Below are 15,027 nucleotides of genomic sequence, written 5' to 3' on the forward strand. Positions count from 1 at the left end.
GCGGATGGCCGAGGCGGGGCTGAAGGTGATGCGTACCAATCAGGGCGCGTTGCAGCGGTTGCTGGATGGGTTGGGGCGGTTGATCGAGCGTTAAGACCGAGCCGAGCAAAAAAAAGATCGCAGCCTTCGGCAGCTCCTACAGGGTGTGCATCAATCCCAATGTAGGAGCTGCCGAAGGCTGCGATCTTTTGCTTTTATTGAGTCGGATTAGCCCTCAACTGCTCCGCCGCAGCCTTGGCCAGATCCGGTGGCAGGAAATCCTTGTCCGGGTTGTAGTCGGCTTTGAGATAACGCGTCAGATCCTGCAAATCCCCCGGGTTCAAAGTGCCGGCGGCTTGCTTCAAACGCAGGTTGTCGAGGATGTAGTCGTAGCGGGTGTTGTTGTAGTTGCGCACCGAGGTGTACAGCTGGCGCTGGGCATCGAGTACGTCAACGATGTTGCGCGTCCCCACCTGATAACCGATTTCGGTCGCTTCCACCGCGCTCTGGTTGGAGATGATCGACTGCCGGCGGGCCTGCACCTGCTCGACGTCGGTGTTCACGGCACGGTGCAGGTTGCGGGTGTTTTCCACGACCTGACGACGCAGGGCTTCGCGTTGCTGCTCGGACTGAGTCAGCCGTGAATAGGACTCACGCACCTGCGAGCTGGTCAGGCCGCCACTGTAGAGCGGAATGTTCAATTGCAGGCCAACCGTGCGCTGCTCGACATCGCCGCCGTAACGCACGCCGTTCGGGTTCGGGTTGGTAAAGCCGAGGGCATCGTTGTCACCTTTCTGGTATTGCGCGACCGCATCCAGGGTGGGCGCATGCCCGGCCTTGCGCTGCTTGAGAGTCTCCTCGGCGGCGCTTACCGCGTAGTTGCTGGCCAGCAAATTCAGGTTCTGCTTGGCGGCGGTGTCGACCCAGGCTTTGGCATCGTTCGGTGCCGGCGGCAGGATCGGTAAGGTGTGGACGATGCCCTGGATCGAATTGTATTGACGGTTGGTCAGGGTGATCAGCGCTTCGAACGCGTCATCCACCTGACGCTGAGCGAGAATCCGGTTGGCCCGCGCCGTGTCGTAACTGGCTTGGGATTGCAACACGTCTGTCTTGTCCGACAGGCCGACGTCGAAGCGCTCGTTAGACTGGTCGAGTTGACGCTTGAATGCTGCTTCTTCGGCCTTGGTCGAGGCCAGGGTGTCCTGGCTGCGCAGCACGTTGAAGTAGCTTTCGGCGCTTTGCAGAATCAGGTTCTGTTCGGTGGCCGAGAGTTGCAAGGCGGCCTGTTCGTTGACGTCCTTGGCGGCCTGCAACTGGAACCAGCGATCGGCGCGGAAAATCGGTTGCGCGAGGGTCGCCTGATACACCGTGCCACTGCGGGTCGAGGTCAGCGATGGCTGGTCGAGCGAGGTGCGGGTGTTGTTCAGGTCGGCGCCGGCGGACAGGTTGGGCAACAGCCCGGCGCGAGCCTGGGGCACGACCTCTTTCTGGGCGCCATATTGGGCGCGGGCGGCGGCAATGTCGGCATTGTTGTCCACCGCTTCCTGATAGACGCTGACCAGATCAGTTTTGGTCGATAAGGGCGCTTCAGCTGCCCAAGCCATTCCGTTGGACGCACAAGACACGGCAAGGGCCAGTGAGAGTTTGCGCAGCATGAGGCCATCCCTAAAAAATTACGCTGATAATTTGAGCGCCAAGGCTACGGCGCGGCGCCCTGCAGCGTCAAGGCGCGGCACGGCGTAGCGAGTGTAGTTGCACGCAGGCACGGCAACAATCCTGCAATTGCGCCATTCATCATGGTGTTTGCTGCGGAGTTGGCGTTCTTTGCCGGTTGTGTCTAGACTGGCCGGGTTCTTGTCGGGGTGCCTTGCTATGAGGCTGAGATCGAATAATTTCGGATCCCGTTGAACCTGATCAGGTTAGCGCCTGCGTAGGGAACAAGATTTCTCGTCACCCGGCGAGTCCTCTTGTGCTTCGTCCGGGATGTTGTTCGACAATCGAACACCCCTCGAGCACCGAGCACAGCACCAGCTGGTTTTCCCAGCGCCCGTGCGTCCATTCGTTTACAGGTTCGCTCCGACAAAAATCCACTGCCTGGATGTGTGTCTGGAGAGCCCGTGATGACTACAAAATCAAAAATCGAAACCAATCTGAGTGACTCGGCCAAGGTCGATCAGCAATCGGTTCAGCCGTTTACCCGCTCGCAAAAAATTTATGTTCAGGGCACTCGCCCGGACATTCTCGTGCCGATGCGCGAAATCAGCCTGGACGTGACCCCGACCGACTTCGGCGGCGAAATCAACGCGCCGGTGGTGGTGTATGACACCTCGGGCCCGTACACCGACCCCAACGTCATCATCGACGTGCGCAAAGGCCTCGCCGATGTGCGTTCACCGTGGATCGAGTCCCGTGGCGACACCGAGCGTCTGCCCGGCCTGAGCTCCAATTTCGGCCAGGAACGCCTCGCCGATGCCGAGCTGACCAAGCTGCGTTTCGCCCACGTGAACAACCCGCGCCGCGCCAAGGCCGGGGCCAACGTCAGCCAGATGCACTATGCGCGCAAAGGCATCATCACCGCCGAGATGGAATACGTCGCCATCCGCGAAAACATGAAGCTCGAAGTGGCCCGTGCCGCGGGCTTGCTGGACCAGCAGCACGCCGGCTACAGCTTCGGCGCCAGCGTGCCGAAAATCATCACGCCGGAATTTGTCCGTGAAGAGATCGCCCGCGGTCGCGCGATCATTCCGGCGAACATCAACCACACCGAACTGGAACCGATGATCATCGGCCGTAACTTCCTGGTGAAGATCAACGGCAACATCGGCAACAGCGCCTTGGGTTCGTCCATCGAAGAAGAAGTGGCGAAACTGACCTGGGGCATTCGCTGGGGGTCGGACACGGTCATGGACTTGTCCACCGGCAAGCACATTCACGAAACCCGCGAATGGATCATACGTAACTCGCCGGTGCCGATTGGTACCGTGCCGATCTACCAGGCCCTGGAAAAAGTCGGCGGCGCCGCTGAAGACCTGACCTGGGAGCTGTTCCGCGACACGCTGATCGAGCAGGCCGAGCAGGGCGTCGACTACTTCACCATCCACGCCGGCGTGCTGCTGCGCTACGTGCCACTGACCGCCAAACGCGTGACCGGTATTGTTTCCCGTGGCGGTTCGATCATGGCCAAGTGGTGCCTGGCGCATCACAAGGAAAACTTCCTCTACACGCATTTCGAAGACATCTGCGAAATCATGAAGGCCTACGACGTCAGCTTCTCGCTGGGCGATGGCCTGCGTCCGGGCTCGATTGCCGACGCCAACGACGCCGCACAATTCGGTGAGCTGGAAACCCTCGGCGAGCTGACCAAGATCGCCTGGAAGCACGACGTGCAGTGCATGATCGAAGGCCCGGGCCACGTGCCGATGCAGTTGATCAAAGAGAACATGGACAAGCAGCTCGAGTGCTGCGACGAGGCGCCGTTCTACACCCTCGGCCCGCTGACCACCGACATCGCCCCAGGTTACGACCACATCACCTCCGGTATCGGTGCGGCGATGATCGGCTGGTTCGGTTGCGCGATGCTTTGCTACGTGACGCCGAAGGAACACTTGGGCCTGCCGAACAAGGATGACGTGAAGACCGGGATCATCACCTACAAGATCGCCGCTCACGCTGCCGATCTTGCGAAGGGGCATCCGGGCGCGCAAATTCGTGATAATGCCTTGAGCAAGGCGCGTTTCGAATTCCGTTGGGAAGACCAGTTCAACCTGGGCCTGGACCCGGACACCGCGCGCTCGTACCACGACGAAACCTTGCCTAAGGATTCGGCCAAGGTCGCGCATTTCTGCTCCATGTGCGGGCCGAAATTCTGCTCGATGAAGATCACCCAGGAAGTCCGTGAATACGCGGCCAACCAGCGGATTGAAACTGTCGATGCGGAAGTTGCGCAAGGTCTGGCAGAACAGGCTGAGCGGTTCAAGCAGGAAGGTAGTCAGTTGTACAAGAAGGTTTGATTCAGCACTGATAACCCTGTGGCGAGGGGGCTTGCCCCCGTTCGGCCGCGAAGCGGTCGTAAATCCGGCGATGAGTTCTGACAGATAGAACTCGGTTGTCTGTTTTGGGGCTGCTGCGCAGCCCAACGGGGGCAAGCCCCCTCGCCACAAGGGATTGGGCTGGTCAACGCAACAACAAATGTCCCTCTGAGATAACACCCCTTGAGCATTCAACCCAGCACTTATTCCCCGGATTGCGCGGTGCCGATCGACAAGCGTGTCTTCGGCGGCCGTGATCTGTGTTCCCTGTGGTTCTCCCTCGGCATCGGCCTGATGGTTCTGCAGACCGGCGCGCTGCTCGCACCAGGTCTGGGCCTGTCCGGCTCGTTGCTGGCGATTTTTCTTGGCACGCTGGTCGGCGTTCTGTTGCTGGCCGCCGTCGGCGTGATCGGCAGCGACACCGGTCTGTCGTCGATGGCCGCGCTCAAACTCAGCTTGGGCCGTCATGGCGCCAGCCTTCCGGCGGTGTTGAACCTGCTGCAACTGATCGGTTGGGGCTCGTTCGAAATCATCGTGATGCGCGACGCCGCCAGCCTGCTCGGCGCCCGTGCCTTCAGCGAAGGTAGCCTGTGGTCGAGTCCTCTGCTGTGGACGCTGTTCTTCGGTGCATTGGCAACTCTGCTCGCCGTCAGCGGCCCATTGACCTTTGTGCGCAAAATCCTGCGCAAGTGGGGCATCTGGCTGCTGCTGGCCGCGTGCATCTGGCTGACCTGGAACCTGTTCGCCAAAGCCGATCTGGCGGCGTTGTGGGCGCAGGCCGGTGATGGTTCGATGCCGTTTGCCGTGGGCTTCGACATCGCGATTGCCATGCCGTTGTCCTGGCTGCCGCTGATTGCCGACTACTCGCGGTTCGGCAAGCGCGCGAAGAATGTTTTCGGCGGTACGGCGCTGGGCTTCTTTATCGGTAACTTCTGGCTGATGAGTCTGGGCGTGGCCTACACCCTGGCATTCGCGCCGAGCGGTGAAGTGAATGCCTTGCTGCTGGCGTTGGCCGGTGCAGGTTTGGGGATTCCATTGCTGCTGATTCTGTTGGACGAGTCGGAAAATGCCTTTGCCGATATTCACTCGGCGGCGGTATCCAGCGGGATTCTGTTGCGCTTGAAAGTCGAGCATCTGGCCTTGGCCATCGGCGTGATCTGCACGCTGATCGCCTGCCTGGCGCCATTGGCCCAGTATCAGAACTTCCTGCTGTTGATTGGCTCGGTGTTTGCGCCGCTGTTCGGCGTGGTGCTGGTGGATCACTTCATCCTGCGCAAGCGCAGCGCTCACGTAGCGTCAGCCGCATTGCGCTGGCCGGCATTGCTCGCCTGGTTGGGCGGGGTGAGCACCTATCATTTGCTGGCCAATCTCTATCCGGACATCGGCGCAACCCTGCCGTCGCTGGTACTGGCAGGGCTGCTGCAACTGCTGCTCGGTCGAGCCTTCAGCTACGGCCGGGAAACAGCTCAGGTTTGAAAATACCGTTCAGGCGCGGGTAGGGGATCTTCAGTTCGACGTGGCCCAATGCGTAAGGCGCGATGGTGCTCACTTCGTACTTGAGGATCACCCCGCCGTAGGTCAGCGCCACGTTCTGGGTTTTCACGAAGGGCCAGCTCTTCACGAACTCCGGTTCCTGATCGAGTTTGGTGCTGATCAGCCAGCTGTTGTGCGCCACTTGGGCCGCTTTCCAGAACGCCTCTTCCTGCCCCGGGATCAACATGTCCGAGAGGGTCAGTACTTTATGCTGCTGACGTGAATAGTTGATGAAGCCGCGGCCCGGCGTGCCATGGGCACCGCCGGTGTCCAGGTAGCTGGATAATTCAACGATCACCAAGCCGTCATGCTGCTCACGTACCTTGGCTTGCAGGTAGCTGCTGTAGCGCGGGCCGGCACTGCTCAAAAACTGCTCGCGATATGCCGCCAGCGTCGGCGCTACGGGGGCTTCGGGTGAGGTGCGGGTCATTTGCAACAGGCGTTTTTCGATGATGGCGTCAAGCGCAGGCTCATCCGGGAAACGCAGCGTATCGATGTTCACCAACGGGCAGTCAGGGGTCGTGCAGCCTGGTTTCAACTGTTCCGATGCGTCGCGGGTAGTTTCCAGCGGCGCTCGATAGTTGGGCTGGAACAAACTCTGGCAGGCGCCCAGGGTCAGGGCGATTGCGGCCACGGAGGCGATTTTAAAAAGCGACATGGGCGTCCTTCATAAAACAGGGAAAGGCGAAAAGTTACCCGCTTCGACTCTTAACGAAGCAGTCAGTTCGCCACTAAGCTAATTAGAGTTGGTTTCGCCCTCACCGTCTATCCCGCTGACTGGAAAGGGGCTGCATCAAACATCGCGGGCGCGTTAGGATGGCGCGAAGTCGAGGTTGCAAGTAACGAGTTGCAAGTAAAAAAAAGGAACCTCATAACGGATTTGCAGTAAACGAGGATTGTCATGACTGATTTTGCCAACGCCATTCCGACCGCCGTTGATATCGTTCGGCGCGAAAAGTGCTACGAGGGTTTCTATACGCTCGACCGCGTGCACTTGCGCCACGAATTGTTCGCGGGTGGCATGAGTCGCGAGATCAATCGTGAACTGTTCGTGCGCCACGATGCGGTGTGCGTGCTGCCTTACGATCCGCAACGCGACGAAGTGGTGCTGATCGAGCAGTTTCGCGTTGGCGCCATGGGCAAGACTGACAACCCATGGCTGATCGAACTGGTCGCCGGTCTGATCGACAAGGATGAAGTGCCGGAAGAAGTTGCTCACCGCGAAGCGCAGGAGGAAGCTGGGCTTGTATTCGGGGCACTCTGGCCGATAACCAAATATTTTCCATCGCCGGGTGGCAGTAACGAATTTGTGCATTTGTATCTGGGGCGTTGCGACAGTACCGGGGTTGGCGGCCTGCATGGGCTGGAGGAAGAGGCAGAAGATATTCGTGTCACGGTCTGGGCGTTCGAAGATGCCCTGCAAGCCGTACGCGACGGACGTATTGCCAACGCGCCAAGCATCATTGCCTTGCAATGGCTGGCTTTGAATCGCGTTGAAGTGAGGGGGTTATGGTCGTAAACAAGCTGCGCGATCGCTATCGGATCGACCTCGTCGGGCTACAAGCCTCCTGCGAGGCCAACTACGCGCGCCTGATGCGACTGTTGCCGGATATGCGTAGCGAGCCGCAGGCGCGGCGCATTGCCGTGACACACGGCGACCAGATGCTTGGCGTGCTGGCCCTGGAAGTGTTGCAAGTCTGTCCGTACACCACGACGCTGCAAGTACGCCAGGAACACAGCCTGCCGTGGCTGCCGGTTCCTCAACTGGAAGTTCAGGTCTATCACGACGCGTGCATGGCCGAAGTGGTCAGCGCCGAACATGCACGACGCTTCCGGGGCATCTATCCTTACCCGAACGCCGCGATGCATCAGCCGGACGAAAAGGCTCAGCTCAATCTGTTCCTGGGGGAATGGCTGAGTCATTGCCTGGCTTGCGGGCACGAGTACGCCGTTGTGCGCTAAGAGCCCTGTGTAGTTGTGAACTGCGTCCGGTTCACAGATTTCCTCTTTTGATCGTCCCCCAGCATAATTGCGGCACTTACCCATCCCGTGATCACGCCCTGGGAGAACGCCTTGCCGAGCGTATCCACATTGACCACCGCCGATCCGGCGTTGCTGGTGCAACTCTCCGACAGCCATCTGTTTGCCGAGGCGGACGGGACGTTGCTGGGCATGAATACCCGCGACAGCCTGCAAAAGGTCATTGAGCTGGTAAAGCTTCAGCAGCCGCAGATCGACTTGATCATTGCCAGTGGCGATCTTTCACAGGACGGGACGCTGGAGTCGTATCAGCTGTTTCGTGACCTGACCCGACAGATTGATGCGCCGGCACGCTGGATTCCCGGTAATCACGACGAGCCGCAGATTATGGCCGAGGCGGCAGTGCAGAGTGCCCTGCTGGAACCGGTGGTGGACATCGGCAACTGGCGGGTTACGTTGCTCGATTCGGCGGTGCCGGGGTCGGTGCCGGGGTATTTGCAGGATGAGCAGTTGCAATTGCTGGCCCGCTCATTGAGTGAGGCACCGCAGCGGCATCATTTGGTGTGTTTCCATCATCATCCGGTGTCGATCGGGTGTGCGTGGATGGAGCCCATTGGATTGCGCAATCCAGAAGCGTTGTTCGCGGTGCTGGATCGGTTTCCACAGATGCGTGCGGTGTTGTGGGGGCATGTGCATCAGGAAATTGACCAGGAGCGCAATGGTGTACGCCTGATCGCATCGCCCTCGACCTGTATTCAGTTCGAACCGGGCAGTGATGATTTCAAGGTGAACGAGCAGGCGCCGGGGTATCGATGGTTGCGGCTTTTGCCGGATGGTCGGCTGGAAACAGGTGTTGAGCGCATCACCGGTTTCGATTTCCAGATTGATTACGGCTCCAACGGCTACTGATTTATTTGTCATTTCCAAAGACCGAGGCGCGGTCATCGCGGGCAAGCCCGCTCCCACAGGGATTTGTGAGCGCCTAAGATCCTTGTGGGAGCGGACTTGCCCGCGATGGCGTCCGCCAAGGCAACCTGATTTCCACGCATATCCCCGATTTTCCCGACACCCTGTAAACTGCGCCTCTTTACCCGACGCACAGGGGGCTCAAATGTCTGGTTCGATCCTTTATATCCACGGTTTCAACAGCGCGCCGGCGTCGAAAAAGGCCTGCCAGTTGATCAATGTGATGGAACGGCTGGGCTTGATCGATCAATTGCGTGTGCCGGCCTTGCATCACCATCCTCGCGAGGCCATCGGTCAGCTGGAGCTGGCGATTGCCGAGCTGGGGCGGCCACTGCTGGTCGGCAGCTCCCTCGGCGGCTACTATGCGACTCACTTGGCCGAGCGCCATGGCTTGAAAGCCCTGTTGATCAACCCTGCTGTCAGCCCACACCGGATGTTCGACGGGTTCTTGGGGACGCAGAAAAACCTGTACACCGATGAGACTTGGGAATTGACCCACGACCACGTAACGGCCCTGGCCGAGCTGGAAGTGCCGGCACCCCAGGATCCGCAGCGGTTTCAAGTGTGGTTGCAGACCGGCGATGAAACGCTGGATTATCGCCTCGCCCAGCAGTATTACCGGGCGTGTGCCTTGCGTATCCAGGCGGGCGGCGACCATAGTTTCCAGGGTTTTGCCGAGCAACTGCCGGCAATGCTGAGTTTTGCCGGCATCGGCGCAGATTTGTATCAGGCGATTGATTTCACTGCACTGTGATTTGTCGCCTCTTTTTCACAGAACACTTTTTACAGGCGGACGACGAGACCCCATGGCCACTCCCAGCGCTAGCTCTTATAACGCAGACGCCATCGAAGTCCTCTCGGGCCTCGACCCGGTGCGCAAACGCCCCGGCATGTACACCGACACCAGTCGGCCGAACCACCTCGCCCAGGAAGTCATCGACAACAGCGTCGACGAAGCCTTGGCCGGGCATGCGACATCGGTGCAGGTCATCCTGCACGCCGATCACTCTTTGGAAGTCAGCGATGACGGCCGTGGCATGCCGGTGGACATTCACCCGGAAGAGGGTGTGTCGGGCGTCGAGCTGATCCTCACCAAGCTTCATGCGGGCGGCAAGTTTTCCAACAAGAACTACCAGTTCTCCGGCGGTTTGCACGGGGTGGGTATTTCCGTGGTCAACGCCTTGTCGACCGAAGTCCGGGTGCGTGTAAAGCGCGACGGCAACGAATACCAGATGACTTTCGCTGACGGTTACAAAAAGACCGAGCTGGAAGTGATTGGCACCGTTGGCAAGCGCAACACCGGCACCAGCGTGTTCTTCGCGCCGGACCCGAAGTACTTCGATTCGCCGAAATTCTCCATCAGCCGCCTCAAGCACGTGCTCAAGGCCAAGGCCGTTCTGTGCCCGGGGCTGCTGGTCAGTTTTGAAGACAAGGCCACCGGCGAGAAAGTCGAATGGCATTACGAAGACGGCCTGCGCTCCTACCTGGTGGACGCGGTCAGCGAGTTCGAACGCCTGCCGGACGAACCGTTCTGCGGCAGCCTGGCCGGTAATAAAGAAGCGGTCGATTGGGCGTTGCTGTGGTTGCCCGAGGGCGGCGACAGCGTTCAGGAAAGCTACGTCAACCTGATCCCGACGGCCCAGGGCGGTACTCACGTCAACGGTTTGCGTCAGGGCTTGCTCGATGCGATGCGCGAGTTCTGCGAGTTCCGCAGCCTGTTGCCGCGTGGCGTGAAGCTGGCGCCGGAAGACGTCTGGGAACGCATTGCGTTCGTCCTGTCGATGAAAATGCAGGAACCGCAATTCTCCGGTCAGACCAAGGAACGCCTGTCATCCCGTGAAGCGGCCGCTTTCGTTTCCGGTGTGGTCAAGGACGCTTTCAGCCTGTGGCTCAACGCTCACCCGGAAACCGGCATGCTGCTGGCGGAACTGGCGATCAACAACGCCGGCCGTCGTCTGAAGGCCAGCAAGAAGGTTGAGCGTAAGCGCATTACCCAAGGGCCGGCGTTGCCGGGCAAACTCGCCGACTGCGCCGGGCAGGACCCGATGCGTTCCGAGCTGTTCCTGGTGGAAGGTGATTCCGCCGGCGGTTCGGCCAAGCAGGCGCGGGACAAAGAGTTTCAGGCGATCCTGCCATTGCGCGGCAAGATTCTGAACACCTGGGAAGTCGACGGCAGCGAAGTGCTGGCCAGCCAGGAAGTGCACAACATCGCCGTGGCCATCGGTGTCGATCCGGGCTCGGCGGACATCGCCCAGCTGCGTTACGGCAAGATCTGCATCCTCGCCGACGCCGACTCCGACGGTCTGCACATCGCCACATTGCTGTGCGCCTTGTTCGTCCAGCATTTCCGCCCGCTGGTGGATGCCGGTCACGTCTACGTCGCCATGCCGCCGCTGTACCGTATCGACCTGGGCAAAGAAATTTACTATGCCCTGGACGAGGCTGAGCGCGATGGCATTCTCGATCGTCTGGTAGCCGAGAAGAAACGCGGCAAACCACAGGTCACCCGATTCAAAGGCCTGGGTGAAATGAACCCGCCACAGCTGCGCGAAACCACCATGGACCCGAACACACGGCGTCTGGTGCAGTTGACGCTGGAAGATTTCGACGCGACCTCGGAAATGATGGACATGCTGCTGGCGAAAAAACGCGCTGGCGATCGCAAGTCCTGGCTGGAGTCCAAGGGCAACCTGGCCGAGGTTCTGGGCTGATGCGATTTGGCTGGGCCCTGGCGTGTGCGTTGCTGCTGACCTCGGTAACGGTTTCGGCGGAGCCTGCACCCGAGCTGCGCCTGTTATCCGAGCATGCCGTCGACGGCATGCGCGGCGGCAATCTGTCGGGGCTGGCCCAGTGCGGCAGGGATCTGTGGACCGTTTCGGATCGTGACGATGATCAAATCTATCGCCTCGACACTCGCAACAACACCTGGCAAGCCGAAACCGTGCGCATTGACGTACCCCTGGTGCCCGACAGCGGTTTGCCCTGGGGCTTGCGTTCGCGGACCTGGGCGGCGTCGTTCGTGCGGGGTGGGAACCTGGATTTCGAAGGTATTACCTGCGACAGCGCCGGCAATCGTTACATCGTCAGCGAAGCGCACGCCGCGGTGCTGCAAGTTCCGCCAATCGGGCCTGCGTCCTGGCTGAAAATCTCGCCGATGCTGGTACGCGAAGCACGGGCCAGCGGTATGTTGCTGCACTTCAATTCGTTGTTCGAAGGCCTGGCGATCAATCCGGCCGGTGACACGCTGTGGCTGGCCGCCGAACGTGAGCGCCGCGGTTTGCTGCTGATCAAGCGCCAGCAAACGGTCTGGGACTGCAAGGGTGGTTGTGTGCTGCTGAGTGAGGCAGGGGTGGAAATGCAGCCAGCACAATTTCCCAAGGCCAGAGCGCGCTCCCGGGATTTTGCCGATCTGTCATTGTTTGACGGCAAATTGTTTACCCTTGAGCGCAACGCCTTTCGGGTTTGCCGCCGCGATGCGGTGACGGCCAAGGTCGAGCGCTGCTGGTCGTTTGCCGCCGAGGCCTTGCAGGAAAACCGTCGTTATTCACAGCCCTTTGGGCTGGCGGAAGCGTTGATCGTGGACGCCGACGGTGCCTGGATCGGTATCGACAACAATAATGGTGCGCGCGTCGACGGCGAGAAACGCCCGATTGTCTGGCGCTTTGCCGCGCCTGAAGGTGGCTGGAGTGCCAAGCCATGAGTCGACAACCGCCGGGCAAACGCGCCGGTCGGGTGTTGATGGTGTTGGCCTGGTGCGCCGCGCTGTTTCTGGCAACGCGGTTTTTCGGCCAGTGGGAGGCGCGTCAGCAAAATCCCAACGCCGTCGTCAGCTCCGAGCAGGGCGAAGGTTTTATCGAAGTGAAGCTGATCAGCAACAGCCAGGGGCATTTTATCGCCACTGGCCAGATCAACGGCCAGCCGGTGGAGTTCATGCTCGATACCGGTGCGACCGACGTGGCGATCCCGGCCGAAGTGGCCGAGCGGCTGAAACTGGAAAAAGGCTTTGGGGTGACCCTGAGCACGGCCAATGGCTTGAGCGAGGGCTATCGAACCCGCCTCGACCGTCTGCAATTGGGCGACATCGTGCTGCGTGACGTTCGCGCGCTGGTGGCGCCCGGTTTGCACGGCAATCAGGTGCTGCTCGGTATGAGCGCACTGAACAAACTTGAATTTACCCAGCGCGGTGGCACCATGCTGCTGCGCCAGACAACGAACTGATGAGGCCCGCATGAGCGACTCCCTTGATCTCAGCCTGGACGGTGTAGAACGCCGGTCACTGGCTGACTTCACCGAAAATGCCTACCTCAACTACTCCATGTACGTGATCATGGACCGTGCCTTGCCGCATATCGGCGACGGCCTGAAACCGGTACAGCGGCGCATCATCTATGCGATGAGCGAGTTGGGGCTGGACGCCGATTCCAAGCACAAGAAATCGGCGCGTACCGTCGGTGACGTGCTCGGTAAGTTCCACCCGCACGGCGACTCGGCGTGCTACGAAGCCATGGTTCTGATGGCCCAGCCGTTCAGCTACCGCTACACGCTGGTCGACGGCCAGGGTAACTGGGGTGCGCCGGACGATCCGAAGTCCTTCGCCGCCATGCGTTACACCGAAGCGCGGCTGTCGCGTTATTCCGAAGTGCTGCTCAGCGAACTGGGTCAGGGCACCGCGGACTGGGGCCCGAACTTCGACGGCACGCTGGAAGAGCCTTTGGTATTGCCGGCCCGTTTGCCGAACATTCTGCTCAACGGCACCACCGGTATCGCCGTGGGCATGGCCACCGACGTACCGCCGCATAACCTGCGCGAAGTCGCGACCGCTTGCGTGCGCTTGCTGGACGAGCCGAAAGCCACGGTCGAACAGCTCTGCGAACACATCCAGGGCCCGGATTACCCGACCGAAGCGGAAATCATCACGCCGCGCGCCGACCTGCTGAAAATCTACGAAACCGGCAAGGGCTCGGTGCGCATGCGCGCCGTGTACCACATTGAAGACGGTGACATCATCGTCACCGCGCTGCCGCACCAGGTGTCCGGTGCCAAGGTGCTGGAACAGATAGCGGCCATGATGCAGGCCAAACCGTCGAAAGCCCCGCAGATCGCTGACCTGCGAGACGAGTCCGACCACGAAAACCCGTGCCGGATCGTGATTATTCCGGGTGCACGCAAAAACTTTGACCACGACGCGCTGATGCAACACTTGTTCGCTAGCACAGAGCTGGAGTCGAGCTACCGGGTCAACATCAACATCATCGGTCTGGATGGCAAGCCGCAGTTGAAAAACCTGCGGGCCTTGCTGGTCGAGTGGCTGGAGTTCCGGGTGCAGACCGTGCGTCGTCGTCTGCAATTCCGCCTGGACAAGGTTGAGCGTCGCCTGCACCTGTTGGACGGTTTGTTGATTGCTTACCTCAATCTGGATGAAGTGATTCACATCATCCGCACCGAGGAACATCCGAAAGCCGCACTGATCGAGCGTTTCGCCCTGAGCGAAATCCAGGCCGATTACATCCTCGACACCCGTTTGCGTCAGTTGGCGCGACTGGAAGAAATGAAGCTGCGCGCCGAGCAGGATGAACTGCTCAAAGAACAAGCCAAGCTGCAAGCCCTGCTGGGCAGCGAAGCCAAGCTGAAAAAGCTGGTGCGCACCGAGCTGATCAAGGACGCCGAAACGTATGGCGACGACCGTCGTTCGCCAATCGTCGAGCGTGCAGAAGCCAAGGCCTTGACCGAGCATGATCTGCTGCCGAACGAGAAAGTGACCGTAGTTCTGTCGGAAAAAGGCTGGGTTCGCTCTGCCAAGGGGCACGAAATCGACGCCACCGGGCTTTCCTACAAGGCCGGGGATGGTTTCAAGGCCTTGGCGCCCGGTCGCTCCAACCAGTTTGCAGTGTTTATCGACTCCACTGGTCGCAGCTATTCGGTGGCTGCACACACGCTGCCCTCGGCCCGAGGCCAGGGCGAACCGCTGACCGGCCGCCTGACGCCGCCGCCAGGGGCGAGTTTCGAATGCGTGCTGATGCCTGAAGACGATTCGCTGTACGTGATCGCCTCCGACGCTGGTTATGGTTTCGTGGTCAAGGGTGAAGACCTGCAAGCCAAGAACAAGGCGGGCAAGGCTCTGTTGAGTCTGCCGAACAACGCCAAAGTGATTCTGCCGCGTCCGGTAGCCGATCGTGAGCATAACTGGCTGGCCTCGGTGACCACCGAAGGTCGCTTATTAATTTTCAAAATCAGCGATCTGCCACAATTAGGTAAAGGTAAAGGTAATAAGATCATCGGGATTTCCGGTGAACGTGTTGCCAGTCGCGAAGAATATGTCACGGACATTGCTGTTTTGCCGGAGGGTGCCACTTTGGTGCTACAGGCCGGAAAACGTACCTTGTCGCTGAAGGCGGACGACCTCGAACACTACAAAGGTGAGCGTGGGCGTCGCGGTAACAAACTGCCACGTGGCTTTCAGAGGGTTGATGCGCTGTTCGTCGAAAACCTCAATTAAGCGTCCTAGAGCGCTCGATCTACGATTTAACGCGTAGATCGACGC

General features: G+C 59.9%; 13 protein-coding genes and 1 riboswitch. Of the genes, 11 read left to right on the forward strand and 2 right to left on the reverse strand.

The genetic code is table 11. The annotated features are described in order from the left end of the window. The coding region (locus KGB18_RS30135) for a hypothetical protein (RefSeq protein WP_411736825.1) at positions 1-94 on the forward strand (94 nt) is incomplete at its 5' end. Positions 95-194: 100 nt separating this feature from the next. On the opposite strand, the gene KGB18_RS20890 is transcribed toward KGB18_RS30135, so the two are convergent. Further along, the gene (locus tag KGB18_RS20890; protein ID WP_123721516.1) at positions 195-1,634 is read right to left on the reverse strand and encodes a TolC family outer membrane protein; all 1,440 of its coding nucleotides are present in this window, start codon (positions 1,632-1,634) and stop codon (positions 195-197) included. Between the two features lie 193 nt (positions 1,635-1,827). Beyond that, positions 1,828-1,933, forward strand: a riboswitch (TPP riboswitch). 166 nt (positions 1,934-2,099) lie between these two features. Between KGB18_RS20890 and thiC the strand changes: the two genes are divergently transcribed. Next, complete coding sequence (gene thiC, locus KGB18_RS20895) at positions 2,100-3,989, forward strand: phosphomethylpyrimidine synthase ThiC (protein ID WP_123721515.1); 1,890 nt, start codon at positions 2,100-2,102, stop codon at positions 3,987-3,989. 201 nt (positions 3,990-4,190) lie between these two features. Then, positions 4,191-5,483, forward strand: a complete 1,293-nt coding sequence (gene cytX, locus KGB18_RS20900; RefSeq protein WP_123721514.1) for a putative hydroxymethylpyrimidine transporter CytX — start codon at positions 4,191-4,193, stop codon at positions 5,481-5,483. Here the strand turns inward: cytX and KGB18_RS20905 are convergent. Next, entirely contained in the window at positions 5,452-6,198 is a 747-nt protein-coding gene (locus tag KGB18_RS20905; RefSeq protein WP_201062694.1) for an RsiV family protein, read from the reverse strand. The genes cytX and KGB18_RS20905 overlap by 32 nt on opposite strands. A 243-nt stretch (positions 6,199-6,441) precedes the next feature. On the opposite strand from KGB18_RS20905, the gene KGB18_RS20910 reads away from it, so the two are divergent. From KGB18_RS20910 to parC, 8 genes are all read left to right on the forward strand, one after another. Beyond that, entirely contained in the window at positions 6,442-7,059 is a 618-nt protein-coding gene (locus tag KGB18_RS20910; RefSeq protein ID WP_123721512.1) for an NUDIX domain-containing protein, read from the forward strand. After that, positions 7,050-7,502, forward strand: coding sequence for a DUF1249 domain-containing protein (locus KGB18_RS20915; RefSeq protein ID WP_007902592.1), 453 nt, complete (start codon positions 7,050-7,052; stop codon positions 7,500-7,502). Before KGB18_RS20910 ends, KGB18_RS20915 begins: the two co-directional genes overlap by 10 nt. A gap of 111 nt (positions 7,503-7,613) precedes the next feature. Continuing rightward, positions 7,614-8,429, forward strand: a complete 816-nt coding sequence (gene cpdA / locus KGB18_RS20920) for a 3',5'-cyclic-AMP phosphodiesterase (RefSeq protein ID WP_223570411.1) — start codon at positions 7,614-7,616, stop codon at positions 8,427-8,429. A gap of 202 nt (positions 8,430-8,631) precedes the next feature. Then, on the forward strand, positions 8,632-9,240 hold the full coding sequence (locus KGB18_RS20925; protein WP_201062698.1) for a YqiA/YcfP family alpha/beta fold hydrolase: 609 nt from the start codon (positions 8,632-8,634) through the stop codon (positions 9,238-9,240). Between the two features lie 52 nt (positions 9,241-9,292). Further along, positions 9,293-11,197, forward strand: coding sequence for a DNA topoisomerase IV subunit B (parE, locus tag KGB18_RS20930; RefSeq protein WP_007902595.1), 1,905 nt, complete (start codon positions 9,293-9,295; stop codon positions 11,195-11,197). Further along, entirely contained in the window at positions 11,197-12,186 is a 990-nt protein-coding gene (locus KGB18_RS20935) for an esterase-like activity of phytase family protein (RefSeq protein WP_123721509.1), read from the forward strand. Before parE ends, KGB18_RS20935 begins: the two co-directional genes overlap by 1 nt. Further along, positions 12,183-12,704, forward strand: a complete 522-nt coding sequence (locus KGB18_RS20940; RefSeq protein ID WP_223570412.1) for a TIGR02281 family clan AA aspartic protease — start codon at positions 12,183-12,185, stop codon at positions 12,702-12,704. Before KGB18_RS20935 ends, KGB18_RS20940 begins: the two co-directional genes overlap by 4 nt. A 10-nt stretch (positions 12,705-12,714) precedes the next feature. Next, a complete protein-coding gene (gene parC, locus KGB18_RS20945) occupies positions 12,715-14,982 on the forward strand; it encodes a DNA topoisomerase IV subunit A (RefSeq protein ID WP_008074670.1) in 2,268 nt (755 codons plus the stop codon). The last annotated feature ends 45 nt before the right edge of the window (positions 14,983-15,027 follow it).

The organism is Pseudomonas sp. BF-R-26, assembly GCF_019947395.1.
In the GTDB taxonomy this organism is placed as follows: Bacteria; Pseudomonadota; Gammaproteobacteria; order Pseudomonadales; family Pseudomonadaceae; genus Aquipseudomonas; species Aquipseudomonas farris.